Source organism: Acidimicrobiales bacterium (assembly GCA_034521975.1).
In the GTDB taxonomy this organism is placed as follows: Bacteria; Actinomycetota; Acidimicrobiia; order Acidimicrobiales; family SKKL01; genus SKKL01.
The window spans coordinates 402678-418435 of the sequence record JAXHLR010000002.1 but is presented as its reverse complement, the minus strand read 5'-3'; the positions used below and the strand labels follow the sequence as shown (position 1 = coordinate 418435).

The 15758-nt window shown below is 67.3% G+C and carries 14 protein-coding genes and 1 CRISPR repeat array (1 of these 15 only partly in view); of the genes, 9 read left to right on the top strand and 5 right to left on the bottom strand.

Going from position 1 to position 15758, the window contains the following annotated elements; translation table 11 throughout:
* Positions 1 to 245: 245 nt before the first annotated feature.
* On the top strand, positions 246 to 1091 hold the full coding sequence (locus tag U5K29_02185) for a hypothetical protein (GenBank protein ID MDZ7677342.1): 846 nt from the start codon (positions 246 to 248) through the stop codon (positions 1089 to 1091).
* On the opposite strand, the gene U5K29_02180 is transcribed toward U5K29_02185, so the two are convergent.
* Both U5K29_02180 and U5K29_02175 read right to left on the bottom strand, forming a co-directional pair.
* Positions 1025 to 1474: a hypothetical protein gene (locus U5K29_02180; GenBank protein ID MDZ7677341.1), complete on the bottom strand. Its 450-nt coding sequence runs from the start codon at positions 1472 to 1474 to the stop codon at positions 1025 to 1027. The genes U5K29_02185 and U5K29_02180 overlap by 67 nt on opposite strands.
* 38 nt (positions 1475 to 1512) lie before the next feature.
* On the bottom strand, positions 1513 to 2127 hold the full coding sequence (locus U5K29_02175; GenBank protein MDZ7677340.1) for a DNA-3-methyladenine glycosylase I: 615 nt from the start codon (positions 2125 to 2127) through the stop codon (positions 1513 to 1515).
* A gap of 116 nt (positions 2128 to 2243) precedes the next feature.
* On the opposite strand from U5K29_02175, the gene U5K29_02170 reads away from it, so the two are divergent.
* From U5K29_02170 to U5K29_02160, 3 genes are read left to right on the top strand one after another with little or no spacing between them, the layout of a single operon-like run.
* Positions 2244 to 2933: a histidine phosphatase family protein gene (locus tag U5K29_02170; GenBank protein MDZ7677339.1), complete on the top strand. Its 690-nt coding sequence runs from the start codon at positions 2244 to 2246 to the stop codon at positions 2931 to 2933.
* Positions 2934 to 3923 carry a D-2-hydroxyacid dehydrogenase gene (locus tag U5K29_02165; GenBank protein ID MDZ7677338.1) on the top strand — a complete coding sequence of 330 codons (990 nt, stop codon included), beginning with the start codon at positions 2934 to 2936 and terminating at the stop codon, positions 3921 to 3923. It abuts the gene before it with no gap.
* Positions 3924 to 3959: 36 nt separating this feature from the next.
* Positions 3960 to 4322, top strand: coding sequence for a hotdog domain-containing protein (locus U5K29_02160; protein MDZ7677337.1), 363 nt, complete (start codon positions 3960 to 3962; stop codon positions 4320 to 4322).
* Between the two features lie 54 nt (positions 4323 to 4376).
* On the opposite strand, the gene U5K29_02155 is transcribed toward U5K29_02160, so the two are convergent.
* Together U5K29_02155 and U5K29_02150 are read right to left on the bottom strand one after the other, a co-directional pair.
* Positions 4377 to 5006, bottom strand: a complete 630-nt coding sequence (locus tag U5K29_02155) for a class I SAM-dependent methyltransferase (protein ID MDZ7677336.1) — start codon at positions 5004 to 5006, stop codon at positions 4377 to 4379.
* A gap of 33 nt (positions 5007 to 5039) precedes the next feature.
* The gene (locus U5K29_02150; GenBank protein ID MDZ7677335.1) at positions 5040 to 5216 is read right to left on the bottom strand and encodes a hypothetical protein; all 177 of its coding nucleotides are present in this window, start codon (positions 5214 to 5216) and stop codon (positions 5040 to 5042) included.
* Between the two features lie 985 nt (positions 5217 to 6201).
* Between U5K29_02150 and cas7u the strand changes: the two genes are divergently transcribed.
* Positions 6202 to 7470, top strand: a complete 1269-nt coding sequence (gene cas7u, locus U5K29_02145; GenBank protein ID MDZ7677334.1) for a type I-U CRISPR-associated RAMP protein Csb1/Cas7u — start codon at positions 6202 to 6204, stop codon at positions 7468 to 7470.
* Between the two features lie 1040 nt (positions 7471 to 8510).
* On the opposite strand, the gene U5K29_02140 is transcribed toward cas7u, so the two are convergent.
* Positions 8511 to 8696, bottom strand: a complete 186-nt coding sequence (locus U5K29_02140) for a hypothetical protein (GenBank protein ID MDZ7677333.1) — start codon at positions 8694 to 8696, stop codon at positions 8511 to 8513.
* Positions 8697 to 9160: 464 nt separating this feature from the next.
* On the opposite strand from U5K29_02140, the gene cas3u reads away from it, so the two are divergent.
* The 4 genes from cas3u to cas2 all read left to right on the top strand — a co-directional run bounded on the left by cas3u (position 9161) and on the right by cas2 (position 15161).
* Positions 9161 to 12286 carry a type I-U CRISPR-associated helicase/endonuclease Cas3 gene (gene cas3u / locus U5K29_02135; GenBank protein ID MDZ7677332.1) on the top strand — a complete coding sequence of 1042 codons (3126 nt, stop codon included), beginning with the start codon at positions 9161 to 9163 and terminating at the stop codon, positions 12284 to 12286.
* The gene (locus tag U5K29_02130; protein ID MDZ7677331.1) at positions 12279 to 12794 is read left to right on the top strand and encodes a hypothetical protein; all 516 of its coding nucleotides are present in this window, start codon (positions 12279 to 12281) and stop codon (positions 12792 to 12794) included. Before cas3u ends, U5K29_02130 begins: the two co-directional genes overlap by 8 nt.
* Positions 12795 to 13193: 399 nt before the next feature.
* Positions 13194 to 14864, top strand: coding sequence for a CRISPR-associated endonuclease Cas1 (gene cas1, locus U5K29_02125; GenBank protein MDZ7677330.1), 1671 nt, complete (start codon positions 13194 to 13196; stop codon positions 14862 to 14864).
* Positions 14865 to 14867: 3 nt separating this feature from the next.
* Positions 14868 to 15161, top strand: coding sequence for a CRISPR-associated endonuclease Cas2 (cas2, locus tag U5K29_02120; GenBank protein MDZ7677329.1), 294 nt, complete (start codon positions 14868 to 14870; stop codon positions 15159 to 15161).
* 175 nt (positions 15162 to 15336) lie between these two features.
* Positions 15337 to 15758: direct repeats of the CRISPR family, unit length 28 nt; unit sequence CCCCTCCTCCCCGGAGGGGCTCCATTGC (it continues 5132 nt past the right edge of the window).

Below are 15758 nucleotides of genomic sequence, written 5' to 3'. Positions count from 1 at the left end.
TTCTGTCAAGTTACGACCACCGGCCCCGAACGCCGCCGTCACGGCGTCGCCGGGGTGCTGTCCGGTACCGTCTCCCCCGCATGACGCGACCGACGCCACATCGAGCACGGTGGCTGGTGATCTGGGCCCTCGCCGTGTTGCTCACAGCCTGTGGGACCGACCCCGCGTCCGCACCGTCGAGCACGACCAGCACTTCGAGCACGACACCGCGATCGAAGCCGGCCACGACGGCCGCTCCGACCTCGGTGACACCACCCGAGCCGGCCACGGGATCGATCTGTTCGGGGCTCGAGATCACCGCGACGGCGCAGATCGCAGTCGAGGGCGAGCTCGGTGAGATCTCCGGCGCCGTGACGTCGCACCGCATCCCCGGTTCGGTCTGGGTGCACGAGGACTCGGGCAACGAGGCGGTCCTGACCGAGATCGGCCCCAAGGGCGGGGTCCGGTCGCACTGGACGGTGCCTGGTGCCGGTGCGGTCGACTGGGAGGACATGGCGTCGGCCCCCGACCCTGACGGGGTCGTACACCTGTTCGTCGGCGACATCGGCGACAACGAGGAGAAGCGCGAGCACCTGGCGGTCCTGCGTCTGCGCGAACCCTCGCCGTCGGACACGTCGGGGACCACCGCCGAACCGTCGGTGCTCACCCTGGCGCTGCCGACGCCCCGGAACCTCGAAGCGCTCCTCGTCGATCCCCACAGCGGGGACCTCGTCGTGGCGACCAAGTCGCTCGACGGCGTCACCGAGATCCTGGTGGCCGAGGGCGCCGCCTGGGAGCCGCACGGAACCGAGGTGGGCATGCAGCGGGTCGGTTCGCTGCGTCTCGGCTTCGGGCGGGCGGTGCTGGCGGGCGACGTCTCCCCCGACGGCTCGCTCCTCGCGCTGCGGACGCCGGTCTCGGTGCTGCTGTGGGCGAGGCCCGACCCGAGCGCCTCGCCGGCCGAGGTCCTCACCGGCAGCGAGTCCTGCGAGGCGCCGGCCCCGTTCGATCCGCTCGGCGAGGCGCTGGCGCTCACCGGGGATGGCTACGTGCTCGTCGGCGAAGCCGAACGACCCGAGCTCGTCGTCGTCTCGGGTCCGGGCGCGGGCTGAGCGCCGGCGCCTGGGGCGACCTGGGCCGGTTCCAGGCGCAGTGCGGCCACCTCGACCGCGTGTGCGTGGAGCCAGGCGAACGCGCCGGCCAGGTCCTCCAGGGCTCCCCCGGCCCGTTCGCGCTCGAGGTCGTCCAGCGCGTGGCGCAACAGCGCCAGACGGTCCTGTGCGGCCTCGAGCTGGCGGCGGTCGACCACGAGTTGGTCGTCGGCCAGTCCGTGGGCGTCAGCCAGCGTTCGAGCGAGGTAGGCCTGCTGACGACAGCTCTGGCGGCAGTAGCGGCGAGGGCGACCGGTCTCGGCTGCGGCCGGCAGCGGGCGCTGGCACCACCGGCACATGCGGGGCCGCTCCCCCGGTCCCCTCGCCTCCCCATGTTTCGTCACGTGACGAAACTATCACAGGTGCCCGTCCCCACCGCGGCTCAGGGTCGTGAACGGTCCTGAGCCGCCTGGACCTCGGCGTGGGCCCAGCAGTCGACGAGGTGGTCGTTGACCAGCCCCATCGCCTGCATGAGCGCATACATCGTCGTCGGCCCGACGAACCGGAAGCCGCGCCGCTTGAGTTCCTTCGACAGGGCGCGGGATTCGGCGGTCTCGGCCGGGATGTCGCCCATGCGTCGCCGAAGCGGCGTCTCGTCGGGCCTGAACCTCCAGATGAGGTCGCGGATCGACCCGTCGGCACCCTGAACCTCGAGTGCAGCTCGAGCGTTGGCGATCGTCGCCTCGATCTTCGCCCGGTTGCGGACGATGCCCGCGTCGGCCAGGAGGCGCTCGACGTCGGGCTCACCGAAGCGGGCCACGGCCTCGATGCCGAAGCCGGCGAACGCCGTCCGGAAGGCGGCGCGCTTGTTCAAGATGGTGAGCCAGGACAGGCCGGCCTGGAAACCCTCGAGGCACAGCTTCTCGAAGAGACGATCGTCGTCGTGTTCGGGTCTCCCCCACTCGGTGTCGTGGTAGCGGAGGTAGATCGGCGGGTCGCCACCCCAGGGGCATCGCGCTCGCCCGTCGCCCCCGATCGCGGTGTCTGCCTCGAGCACGATCCGAACCTCCGCTCCTCCGTTGGGCCCCACCGGGCCTCGACGCCCTCCTGGCCGCACCGACGACGCAGCGGCGCGGATAGCGTCGGATCGTACGACACGAAAGGTGACGACCCGTGCCCCCCGACGAGATCCGCCAGCTGCGATTCGACCCACCCGCCGGCTCGACCCAGATCCTGCTCATCCGCCACGGCGAGTCTGTGCCCCATCGGCCCGGGACGCGGTTCTCGCTCGTCGACGGGCACGGCGACCCGCCGCTGTCCGAGCTCGGTCACTGGCAGGCCGAACGGGTCGGCGACCGGCTCAAGGACGAGGCGGTCTCCGCGATCTATGTGAGCACCCTGACCCGCACCCATCAGACCGCGGCACCCCTCGCCGCCCACCTGGGGCTCGACCCGGTCGTCGAACACGACCTGCGCGAGGTGTTCCTCGGCGAGTGGGAGGGTGGCCTGTACCGGGAGAAAGCGGCCGAGGACCATCCCGCCTTCCGCCAGATGCAGCGCGAGGAACGGTGGGATGCCATCCCCGGGGCCGAGTCCAACGAGTCGCTCACCGCTCGCACCGTCGCCGTGCTCGAGCGCGTCCATCAGGCCCATCCCGACGAACTGGTCACCGTCGTCGTCCACGGCGGTGTCATCGGCGCACTGCTGGCCCACGCCGCCCGGTCCCGCCCGTTCGCGTTCATGGGCGCCGACAACGGGTCGCTGCACCACCTGGTCATGACGCCCGAGCGCTGGATCATGCGTCGCTACAACGACACCGGCCACCTCGACAGCGTGTCGGCGGTCGCCGCACCGCTGAGCTGAGTGGTCGACATCGTCTGTAGCCGGGCAGCCTTCGACGCCCACCGCGAGCTCCTCGAACCTGCGGCCGGTCCCGATTGTCGATGGCTGCTGCTCCACGACGACGCCAGCACGACGATCGACGGCGTCGAGGTCGACCGCCGGACGCTGACACCCGAGGTGGCCTGGCTCAGCTCCGACATCGTCCAGTCCGAGCTGGCCCGGCCGTTCTTCGGCCTGGTGACCCGTTCCGAGTCGCTGCGATGGCTCCAATCGGTTGCCGCCGGGTTCGACCACCCCATCTTCGGTGAGCTCCTCGGCCGTGGGGTTCGCCTCACCCCGTCGCACATCTCGGGGCCACCGATCGCCGACTACGTCCTGCGCGCCGCGCTCGATCACCTGCAAGACGCTGCCGGTTGGCGGGCGGCGGCGGCGGACCACCGCTGGGAACCACACGAGCTCGTCGAGATGGCCTCCACCCACTGGCTGATCATCGGCCTTGGCGCCATCGGGGCCGAGATCGCGGTGCGGTCGCGGGCATGTGGGGCCACGGTCACGGGGGTGCGCCGCTCCCCCGACGGCTCCGAGCCCGTCGACGTGATGATCACCCCCGACGAGCTGGACGGGGCGTTGCCCGACGCCGATGTGATCGTGCTGGCGGTCCCCTCCTCCACCGCCACCGACGGCCTCGTCGACGAGCACTTCCTCGCCCGCACCAGACCGTCTGCCCTGTTGGTGAACATCGGGCGCGGGGCCCTGGTCGACGAAGCCGCATTGCTCGCCGCACTCGACGAGGGGCGTCTTGCCAAGGCGGTGCTCGACGTGACCGCGGTCGAGCCGCTTCCCGCCGACGACCCGCTCTGGTCGCATCCACGGGTCGAGATCACCCCGCACTCCTCGGCCCTCGGCGATGGCCGGCATCGCCGCGCCGCCGAGGCGTTCGCAGAGAACCTCCGCCGATACCTGACCGGTGACGCGCTGCTCAACGAGGTGACCGCCACCGACCTGGCCTGAACGATCCCATGGCGTGGGCGCACTACCATCCGAACCGTGTCCGAGACCCTGACCGTCGGCCTGGAAGGCTCTGGCTCCCACGAGATCACTGCCGACATGTCGCCGCCCCACCTGCCTGCTCCGGTGCTGTCGACACCCTCGATGATCCAGCTCATCGAGGCGACATGCCTCACCACGGCCCAGGCTCACCTCGACGAGGGCCAGACCACCGTCGGCACCCACGTGTGTGTGAGCCACGACGCCGGCGCGTTCGTCGGCGAGACGATCGAGGTGGGGTGCCGCCTGGCCGAGCTCGACCGCCGCCGCCTGACTTTCGAGGTCACCGTCACCTGCGGCGACCGAACGCTGTCCACCGGCACGCACCAGCGTGCGGTGGTGGACCTCAGCCGCTTCGGCTGAGACCGGCCCCGAGGTTGCAGGCGCGCGGGTCGCGGTCGACCGCGGTCGCGCCGGTCAGGCTCGCAGCGCGACCCAGGTGAAGGGCTGGGTCGCGCCGGAGGGGGTGTGGTGCTCGGTCCTGGTGGCGGCCACCAGCCGGAGTTGGTCGCCGAGCTCGGAGGCGAGGTGGTCGGGGTCGTAGCGCTCGACGGGCAGCCCGGAGCACCACTCGGGACCGTCGGCGGCGAAGGTGCCGACGACGACCAGCCCGCCGGGGGTGATGCTGCGCTGCAGCAGGTTTCGGTAGGTGGCCCGGTCGGCGGGGTCGGTGAGGAAGTGGAACACGGCGCGGTCGTGCCACACCGCCCAGGTGCGTTCGGGGGTCCAGGTGAGCAGGTCGGCATGGACCCAGGTGACGGGGGCGTCGTCGCCGAGACGCTGTCGGGCCAGATCGAGTGCGGCCTGGGAGACGTCGAGGACCGTGAGGTCGGTGTGGCCCCGGGCGGCCAGCGCATCGACGAGCCGGGACGCGCCGCCGCCCACGTCGATCACCGAGTCGGCGTCGGTGACCCCCACCTGGTCCAACAGCTCGAGGGAGGTGGTGGGCTCGGGCTCGTACCAGCTGACGTCCTCGGCGCCGACCTCGACGTAGCGGTGGTCCCAGTGGCTCTGGCGCTGGTCCGGGTTCGAGGGCGTGTCGGTCATGGGTTCAGTTCAGCTTGGATCGGGATCGAGCACCTACTCGGGCGCGATGCGGACATGCCATGGCAACGGCAGATCGAGCTCCTGTGCCTTCTGGTTGACACGATCGTGAAGCGTGAGCAGTTCTTCGACTGGCCAGGTGTCTCCCCGAGGAGCCTGAAGCCCGACACTGAAGCGAAAGATCGCCGAGCCCTCCCAGTCCGCGTCGCGCACCACACCAACCGTCCAGACGCGGCTCGACCCGGAGTCGGCGCCGCCATCGAGCAGCCACTTGCGAAGCGCCTCTGCTGACGCGGGTGTTGGAGCTACTGAACGCACCCACGAATCGTATCGCTGGCGTCGGACGGCAGGTCGACACGAGACGCGAAGTCGGGCCCACCGGCAAGTGACCGAAAGCCCTCTTGGTCACAATGGATCTACCTATCCGCAATGGAGGCCGGTGGGCCCTGGAGCCACCATACCGTGTTCTAGGTTGATATTTTGTGACCAAGAGGTACGATCCTCAGCCAGGGTGGACAGAGGAGGGTTGAAGTAGTAGAAACAAAAGAGGTGGCCCACCAAGGCACGGCGGGCCACCTCTACGGATCGGCACGATGGCGCTCTCCGCTTGCAACGATGAGCCTAGTCGTGCCGGTTCCTCCGTTCCAGTACAGAGGAGGTCGACATGACCGAGACGCACCACCCGCGATGTCCCGTCCGCCAGGATGTCGATGCACCGGACCCACGGCAGTGTCCATGGTGTCAGCAGATCGAGATGCTGGACGACATGTAGCCGCCGGCCAGAGCGAGCTAGCAACCGTCATCGGCGCTCCTGGGGGCACCACCACACGAGAGTGTCACACCGGTTCTGCACACTCGGGGTGTCGGGCTGAGAGCCACCCGGGCTCGGATGACCCGATCCTTCCCCATGAAACCAAATCGTCTCACCCAGCTCACATGGCCCGTGGCCGCTTCGAGCAAGCCCACCGGCACGTGCACCTCGGACCCGCTACCGTCGCTTCGCGAGTCGAGCTGCAATGGGGGCGGTGACTCGCAATGGGGGAGGGCAAACGGGGTCGTTGACAACCACCAAGGTGGAACGCCCTTCGCGTGGCGCTTCAGTTCAACGCTTCAGGCAATCGCGCCAGATGGCGGAGATGGCAAGACACATCGATCGAGTCGCGCTCGCGGCTCACCTAAGCAGAGGGGGATCAATCCCATGCCACTGACCTACGACGAACTGTACGACACGGTCACCGGACCGGGGGTCGGCATCAGGGCCCGCACCGAGTTCGATCCCCTCGGGGGCCCGGGAGACAAGGTCTTCCCGCCAACCTACGGGGTCGACCGCACCGCAGAGACCAAGTACGCCGTCGAACAGCGCACCATCAATGGCGAGCTCGTCGAGACCGTGATCCTCGACTCGGTCGCATCCCAGGCCAACCGGTTCGAAACTGCATTGCTCGAAGCACGTCGCGACGGAAGGCTCGGCGTTCCGCTGATCTCGGTCGACTTCTCGGGTACCGACGACCTCGCTGACCTCGACCGGATCTCGGCTCTCGAGGCCTCCCACCGAGTGTTCGATGCCATCCTTCGAGACAGTCTCCTCGGCGACACCCTGTTCAGGCTGAGCGACATCGGGCGCCGGATCACCGAGGCCGATCCAAAGAGTGCTGCGGCACTGTTCCACCACTCCCCCACCACGCTGCTGTTCGGTGGGTGGGATTCGACGGGACCCAAGGGGGGCAAGGGCGCCAAGTACGAGCGGGCCCTCTCTTCCGAGATCATCGGTATCGGCGCCACGCGAGGCGTGAGGACGTCGTCCCGAATCGATGCACTCGGCGTGGAGCTGAAGGCGGGGCCCGTCTACGAGAGCGAGGACGGCGAGTGGACACTGGACCCCGACGAGGCGCGAAAGGAGAAGGGCAAGCCAGTCGAGGTCAAAGGCAGCGCCGAGGGCCGGCCAGGCCGCCCCTCTCATGTCAACCACGGCAACATCACTCCATCGATCGACGAGCTCGCCGGTGGTGTGACGGTCGATCAGATCCTCGGCATCTCAGTGCTCAGCTTCATTCAGCTACGCCGGCTTCGCTTCCCGGTGGATTCGGAGGGGACGCCCATCCCACCCGACGCCCGCACCGAGGCCGAGGGATCCGCACGTACCGCTCTTGCAGCGCTGGGACTCGCCGCAATGACGCTCGCATTCGAGAACGGTTTCGACCTTCGCTCGCGGTGTGTGTTGGTGCCGGTGGACGATCTGCAGTTCGAGCTGATCCTCCGAGGAGCCACTGAACCCCATGCGTTCTCCCTCGACAGCAGCGAGGCAAGCGCGTTGCTCCAGACTGCTGTTGAGCGAGCTACTGCGGTCGGCCTCCCCTGGCAGGACGAGGAAGTGCTGCTCCAACCCACCGAGCGCCTCGTGGAACTCATCCGTCGAAGCAGGGCCCTTGCGGCCACGGGAGAGGCCGACGAAGCGGAGGCAACGTGATGTTCGCCATCGAAGTCGAGCTTCTCACCGGGTGCTACACAGCGACTCGCTACGACGACCGCAACAAGCCCGAGTGGCCGCCCCACCCAGCGCGGCTCTACTCCGCGCTTGTCAATGCCTGGGCTGAGTCGAGACGACCACGACGACGGCGAACAGCAAGCGTTGCGATGGTTCGAGTCCCTCACCGATCCAGAAGTGGCATCCAGCCGCCTCACAGCCGACACCGCGACCAGCGAGGTCGCCGTCCGGTCCGTTGTTACTCACTATGTTCCCGACAACGATCCGACTGTCGTCCGTCGTGACCTGCACCGGACCTATGAACAGCTGCAGCGGGCGGCCGATGCGACCAATTCCCACGACCAGGGTCCCATGTCCAAGGTCGCCGAGCGGACGAGCAAAGAATTGACCAAGGCGCTCGACAAGGCAGAGTCCGACTCGCTGAAGGCAGCAGCGAGCGGGACCGCGCCGGACTCGGCACTAGCCGTCCTTCCCGACCTTCGTGGTAAGCAGCCCCGGACCTACCCGACCGTTCGACCGGCCGATCCCGTCGTGACCTACACGTGGCCTGAGCACACACCGGATGACGCGACTCACACCCATCTCGACGCGCTGTTGAGCCGGGTCGGAAGACTCGGGCACAGCTCCTCACTCGTATCCTGTCGCGTGATCGATGAGAAGCGAACTGGCACATACGTTCCGCGCGCCGATGGCGAGACACTCATCCGCCTCCCTGGGCCCGGTCAGTTCGACCGGCTGCGTGAGCTCCATGAGTTCCATCAGGGTTCCGAGCCACGCAGCCTTCCCAAGCGAATCGTCCGCTACGGGAGCCCTCGGGATAGGGAGCCCCGTATGCGGGTTCGGTCTGGCACAACGGCACCTTCATTGCGCTGACGCTGGCCGATGGACCGCGCCTGTCGGTTCGAGACTCGCTGGCTCTCGCTCAGGCCGTCCGTGGAGCGATCTTGGCCCACGCGGGAGAGGTCGCCGAAGCGATCCCCGAGTCGATCTCCGGCCACGTGCCGCGCGAGGGGTCGGAGGCATCAACCACCAGGTCGCAGCGGCCCCACATGGCGGTCGTACCGCTCCCGTTCGCTGGCTTTCGCCATGCCGACGGTCTGATCAAGGGTGTCGCCGTCCTCTTGCCTGAGGTCTGCAGCGAGCCTGACCGGAATCTTCTCTTTCGAGCGATCAATCACTGGCTCGACGACGAGGATGACGATGGGCACCTGTCGGGAGAACTCTGGGCGCGCGGCCAAGCGCGAACCTGGACGGTCAGGCACGAGCCGGGGATCGACCGACCGCGGTCGCTGCACTTCGAGCGCTGGGCAGATCCATCTCGACGCTGGGCCACCGTGACGCCGACGGTGCTCGACCGTTACCCCGATGCGCTGTGGCGTGGGTCCAGCGCTAGGCGCGCACGGGGCCATGCTCAGGCCGTGACATTGATCGGGCAGGCCTGTGAGGCCATCGGCTTGACGGTGCCTCGAAGGGTCGAAGTAAGAGCGGACGCTCCTGTCGAAGGCGCACAACCCGTTCGACGCCACCCCACGTTCCACAATGGCGCCAGACCAGGAGCCCGGCCGTCAGTGCATGCGGTGATCGAGTTCGACGAGCCCGTCGCCGGACCAGTGATGATCGGTCGTGGTCGGTACCTCGGCCAGGGCCTCTGCACGCCCTTGGGGGAGAGCAGATGAGTGCTCAAGCGCTGGTGTCGTTGGACGCGAGAGACTTCCCCAGCTTCTTCGAGGAACTCTGGGACTACCAACCGTTCCCCTGGCAGCGCGATCTGGTAGCAGAAGCCTCTGCGAGGAACGCCTTGCCAAGCCTCCTTGACCTGCCGACGGGCACCGGCAAGACGAGCATCATCGACATCGCCATCTTCCTGCTGGCGCTCGACGCAACCGCCGAACCATCGAACAGGTGGATGCCCCGGAGAGTTGTCACGGTGGTCGATCGCAGAGTCATCGTCGACCAAGTGGTTGAGCGTGCCGAACGCATTGCCAAGAAGCTTCACCACGCATCGACAGATCCACACGCCGGGGTGCTGGCGAACGTTGCGCATCGTCTCCGGCGGCTGGCGGGGACCGATCCAGATGATGGGTCACCCGGCGACACCCCCACCATGATCGAGCCTCCGCTGCTCGTTGCCCCACTGCGCGGCGGCACCACTCGGGACGAATCGTGGATGCGCCGGCCAGACGTTCCGGCCATCGTGTCCTCGACTATCGACCAAGCCGGATCGCGCCTCCTGTTTCGTGGCTATGGGATCAGTCGCTCCATGCGACCTGTGCACGCCGGACTGCTGGGCAACGACGCTCTCTGGATTCTCGACGAAGTCCACTTGGCCCGTCCTTTTGCACAGACGCTCGGAGCCATCAGATCTCTTCGCCAGTGGAGAACCGGCGGCGGCGACCTGCCGAATCGCTGGGGCGTGATCGAGATGTCGGCCACCCCGACCGATCGGTCCTTGGATGACGGCGGGCTGTCATCACCAGGTGACGTCGTTGACGATTCATGGAGATTCCCGGGCGATGATCTGGTCACGACCGGGGTACCGACGCTGAGCCGCCGGTTGGCCGCTAGCAAACCCGCCCGTCTCGTCGATGTCAGCGTTCCTGCGAACCCGGCGAAGGCCGATGAGCGGTTCGCCCGTCACTGTGCCAGGGCGGCTGAAGAACAGATCGAGGCGGGCATCCGCACTCTTGCGGTCATCGTCAACCGTGTCGACACGGCGCGACGCGTGAACCTGGCGCTCCGAGACTCGGGAGCCACCGTCGTGCTGCTGACGGGTCGGATGAGGCCGCTTGAGCGAGACCGAATCCTCCACCAGTACAGGGATCGCCTCCGGACCGGCAGACAGCGAGACGCACATGACGAATCGTTGGTCGTGGTATCCACCCAAGCGATCGAGGCCGGCGCCGACCTGGACTTCGACTCGATCATCACCGAGGCTGCAAGTCTCGACAGCCTGCGGCAGCGCTTCGGCCGAGTTGATCGCGATGGCCAGGTTGCCTCGGCTGGGCCCCCGCCGATGAGCGTCATCCTGGCTCGCTCGTCGGACCTCAAGCCGGGAACCGAGGACCCCATCTACGGAGACGCGCTCCGCGAGACGTGGCGGTGGCTCGAAGCGCTCCCAGAGCTGGACTTCGGGCACGGCTTGCTCCCAGACCCCGATCCCGAGACACTCACGGCACTCGTGCCCCCGGCCGGTCGCGCTCCGCGGTTGCTCCCAACTCATCTCGACCAACTGGCCCAGACCTCCCATCCCATCCAAGCCGACCCCGACGTCAGCCGGTGGCTTCACGGGGAGCGCCCTGCACAAGCCGACGTACACCTCGTGTGGCGAAGCGACCTGGACGAGGAGTTCATCGTCCGCATGAGCCATCTCGCTGAGGAAAGCGAGGAACGGACCGAGATGATCGAGCGGCTGACAGCCTGCCCACCCAGCCCCCTCGAGATGCTCCCCGTACCGATCAACGCTGCCCGCAAGTGGCTGAATGGCCAAGCGCCCACACCCATCAACGACGTCGAGGGGTCGGACGACGACACGCCTTCCGACTCGGAGACACGCCCACGCCCCTGGATCTCTTGGACGAGCGGGACACCAGCGCCGATCGCGCGCGGACCATCCACGGGCCGCGATCGGGATGATCAGGATCGAGCTGCAGTGCTACGGCCTGGCGGGGTCATAGTCGTTCCAAGCCACTACGGAGGAATCACCGCTGGCACCTGGGATCCGGCGGGGACCGAACCGGTATCGGACCTCGCGACGGGCGCCCACCTCAAGCAGGGGCGCCGCGTGATCCTTCGATTGCATCCGGGGATGATGACTTCGCCACACGGTGAGGCACTGTTCTGCGACCACGAGCTTCCAACCGAGGACGACTGCCAAGAGATGTCCAGGAGAGAATTACGAAATGCTGCTCTGGAGGTGGTCGAGGCGATCGACGCTTCGCGGGCCGGCGAGGACGACCGCCGTGCGAGAGAGATGCTGATCAAAGCTCCTCGGTCCTCCGTCTCCGTCCTACGTCCGCTTGCCGGGGGCTTCGGAGCAGATGCGAGCCACCGACGGTCCATCATCTTGTCGGCTCAGCTCCCCGAGAGCGAGGAGACGTCGATCCTCAGCGGCCCAACTTCCAACACCGACCCAGAGATGGAGGCAAGCTCCTTCACCGGAGCTGGCGTCGGCTTGCAGGAACACCTACAGGGGGTTGGCAACTGGAGCAGATACCTGGCCGAGGGCCTTGGCCTCGAAGGTAGCTACTCGGAGTTGCTTGAGCTCGCAGGGCGGCTCCACGACCTGGGCAAGGCGGACACACGCTTCCAGGTGCTCCTGCACCACGGAGATGAGGTTGCTGCCGCTGGAGCGCCCCTCCTAGCCAAGTCGAAAAACTCACCAGCCACGACAGCCCGTCGCGGCGCCACCGACCGGAGTGGATATCCAAAGGGTGCCCGCCACGAACTCACCAGCCTCGCTCTCGGCGAAGTACCAATCGAGGCGTCCGCTCGGCCCGATCTGGTGGCTCACCTGGTTGCGAGCCACCATGGCTGGTGCCGGCCTTTCGCTCCGCCTTCGGTCGATCCGTCACCAGTCGACATCGACGTCGAGATGGACGACATCCAGATGACCGCTCGGTCGGACCACGGACTTGATCATGCGGGTGCCGGAGCACCCGACCGGTTCGCCGACCTGAACCGAGAGTACGGCTGGTTCCATCTCGCGTGGTTGGAGGCCATTCTCCGACTCGGCGATCACCGTCGCTCCGAGTTTGAAACCCGCTCGATGACGAACGATCGGAGCAGTGCACATGGCTGAGATCGAGCTCAGACCCCTTCGGGGTCAGAACCCGGGGGGCTTCCTTGCCGCGCTCGGCGCGCTCGACGTGGCGACCCGTCACCTCGACGGTACCCGGCCGACCCTTCGCTGGAGTGAGGATGTGGACCCCTCTGCCGTCATCGAAGGGCCCTCCGAAGTCGAGGAGCTCATCGAGATGTGCCGGGTCGACCTCGACCACTGGCGGGCCTCACCGGTCCTCGCATGGCCCGCTGATGACCCCTTCGTCGACCTCAAGGTCACCCAGGACCAACTTCGGGAGTGGATCGATGCTGTCGAGGCGGCGTCGACGCCCGAGAGTGATGCCGACCTGCGGCTGCACAGCGCCCTAGTCGCGGAGGGAGGGGTTGCTGGGAAGGGCGACTCGAAGCCGACCCACCTGCACTTCACGGCAGGACGCCAGCTGTTTCTTATGATGCTCCGCGAGCTTCGTGACAACTTCGACAGCGGAGATGTTCGAGGAGGCGCTCCAAGGACCGTGGCGGTATGAATCCGAGCTACCGGTTCTTGGCTGGGACGCGCGGGGCGAGAGGATCCATGCGCTGTCCGGGCCAGCACCCTCATCTGTGAAGAAGACCGGGGTCCCGGGCGCCGAGTGGCTCGGTTTCTTGGGCCTTCGGTTCTTGCCCGTGTCAATCGAGGGTGGACAGGTCGTGACGACGGGATGCAGCCATGGCTGGAAGGTTGGTTCGTTCACCTGGCCACTGTGGCGTGACCACCTCACCGCGCCAGCGGTGGCAGCCCTGATCTCGCGTCGGGATCTTCCCGGCCTCTCGGATGCTCACCCGCAGATCTGTCGGCGTCTCAGCGTTGCTGCAGTGCCGAATCCGACGATCTGATCAGGGCGGCTACGGCAGCTTCGGGCCAGCCACGACGATTTGAGGGCTTGATGGCGGGCGACACCGACACCGATGTTCCGGAGCTGGTACCGGCGCGGATGCTCAACGAGTTCTGCTACTGCCCGCGGCTGTTCTTCCTCGAGTGGGTCCAGTCCCGGTTCGCCGACAACACAGACACCGTCGAGGGCGCATGGGCTCATCGGGCCGTTGACCGTGAGGAGGGAAGAGCTCCGTTGCCGGACGACGAGGAGCCGTTCAAGGTCGCTCGCTCACTGTCGTTGTCGAGTCCGAACCTGGGCATCGTCGCCAAGGCCGACCTCGTCGAGGCCGGCGCCGACGGCAAGGTCGTACCGGTCGACCACAAGAAGGGACGCGCTCCCGACCTCGCCGAGGGCGCATGGGAGCCCGAGCGGGTGCAGCTCTGCGCGGTCGGTCTCCTGCTCCAGGAGGCTGGCTATGACTGCGATCACGGGATGCTCTACTTCGCCGCGAGTCGCCGGCGTGTTCGGATCGACTTCGACGAGGACCTCATCCAGCTGACCACCAGCCGACTCCACCAGTTGCGCGAGGTCGCCGCCGAAGGCACCCCTCCACCGCCGCTCGTCGATAGCCCAAAGTGTCCTCGCTGCTCCCTCGTGGGTCTCTGCCTCCCTGATGAGACCAACGTGCTCGCCGAGCGCACCAACAGGACGGCTCGGCGTCTGATGCCCGGCGCCGATGATGCTCGCCCCCTCCACGTGACCGAGCAGGGCACCTGGGTGACCAAGTCCAAGGGTCGCGTCGTCATCAGCAAGGACCGAGAGCGTCTGGCATCGGTTCGGCTCATCGACGTGTCCCAGCTCTGCGTGCACGGGAGCGTGCAGGTGAGTACCCAGCTGTTGCGGGAGCTGATGGCCGAGGACGTGCCGGTGTGCTTCTTCAGCTACGGCGGATGGTTCAGCGGCATGGCCCACGGGCTGCCGAGCAAGCATGTCGAACTGCGGAGGCAACAGGTCATCGTCGCGGCTCAAGGCGGCCTTGCGATAGCTCGGCGCGTGATCGAGGGCAAGATCCGCAACTCTCGGACCCTGGTGCGCAGGAACGCCCGGCCGAAGCCGGATACCACCATCGGGTCACTGAAGGTGCTAGCCGATCAGGCGGCCGAGGCAGCGAGCGTCGAGACGTTGCTCGGAATCGAGGGCGCGGCCGCCCGCCTGTACTTCGAAGCGTTCCCCACAATGCTCAAGTCCTCCGGTGACCTGCCCGGCGGGCTGTTCGACTTCGCCCAGCGGAACCGTCGGCCCCCACGAGATGCGATCAACTGCCTGCTCTCCTATGGCTACTCGCTGCTGACCAAGGAGCTGACGGTCACGACCCTCGCCGTGGGTTTCGATCCCTACCTCGGCTTCTACCACCGCCCGCGCTACGGGCGGCCTGCGCTCGCGCTTGACCTGGCCGAGGAGTTCCGCCCTCTTGTCGTCGAGTCGATGGTTCTCACACTGGTGAACAACGGGGAGCTGGGTCCATCGGACTTCGTAGTGCGGGCCGGTGGCGTCAGCCTCACCCGCGAGGGACGTCGAACCGTCACCCGCGCGTTCGAGCGGCGCCTCGATACCGAGGTGACCCATCCCATCTTCAAGTACCGGATCACCTACCGGCGGGTGCTCGAGGTCCAGGCTCGACTCCTAGGAGCACTTCTGCTCGGGGAGATCGACGAGTACGTCGCGTTCGTGACTCGGTGAGCCATGGCTCGACGGCGCTATCTTGTGATGTACGACATCCGCAGCGAAGGCCGGCTTCGGCGGGTGTTCCAGGTCGTCAGCGGCTTCGGCGACCGTCTGCAGTACTCGGTGTACGTCTGCGACCTCAACCCGTCCGAGCTCGTACGCCTGCGCTGGGATCTCGATGACGAGATCAATCCGATGGAGGATTCCGTGGCGATACTCGACATGGGTGAACTCAGCCGACAGACCACCATCGGATTCACATTCCTGGGGGTCCGCCCCGATCTTCCAGACTCGGGGGCGACGATCATCTGACCGCTGCGAGCGGTGCGGTGCCAGGCTCGAGCCCGGGCTCCACTCGCCCGCAGGTCAGGACCAGGTTTCGATACTTGACAACCCAGAAGCTTCGACGACAAGCGCCTTTCGCTCCACACCGCTCGCAACTACCCGCGAAACGCCTGCTCAGCGGGTACGAAAACTGCGAGTGGTCCTCCCCTCCTCCCCGGAGGGGCTCCATTGCGGCTACGGCGATGACAGCGGGCGCGAGCATGGCCGGCGATGCGAGCTCGCGGTCCTCCCCTCCTCCCCGGAGGGGCTCCATTGCGGCTCTGCCTCGGCGGCCTCGTCGCACGCTTCGGCGTACTGTCCTCCCCTCCTCCCCGGAGGGGCTCCATTGCGGCGCCTCGCTGCATGCGGACGGCCTTGCGTAGCGCAACGGTCCTCCCCTCCTCCCCGGAGGGGCTCCATTGCGGCCGCAGATCGTCGTCGGCGATCTCGTGTGTGCCTTGCCGGTCCTCCCCTCCTCCCCGGAGGGGCTCCATTGCGGCGGTTGGGTCAATGCGATGGGGACGTTCGTGGCGACCGGTCCTCCCCTCCTCCCCGGAGGGGCTCCATTGCGGCACCCTGCTCCCC

What these genes read in the sequence shown, in the direction of transcription:
- cas1 (MDZ7677330.1), top strand. Translation starts at nt 13,194, where the DNA reads ATGGCGGGCGACACCGACACCGATGTTCCGGAGCTGGTACCGGCGCGG.
- U5K29_02130 (MDZ7677331.1), top strand. Translation starts at nt 12,279, where the DNA reads ATGGCTGAGATCGAGCTCAGACCCCTTCGGGGTCAGAACCCGGGGGGC.
- cas3u (MDZ7677332.1), top strand. Translation starts at nt 9,161, where the DNA reads ATGAGTGCTCAAGCGCTGGTGTCGTTGGACGCGAGAGACTTCCCCAGC.
- U5K29_02155 (MDZ7677336.1), bottom strand. Translation starts at nt 5,006, where the DNA reads ATGACCGACACGCCCTCGAACCCGGACCAGCGCCAGAGCCACTGGGAC.
- cas7u (MDZ7677334.1), top strand. Translation starts at nt 6,202, where the DNA reads ATGCCACTGACCTACGACGAACTGTACGACACGGTCACCGGACCGGGG.
- cas2 (MDZ7677329.1), top strand. Translation starts at nt 14,868, where the DNA reads ATGGCTCGACGGCGCTATCTTGTGATGTACGACATCCGCAGCGAAGGC.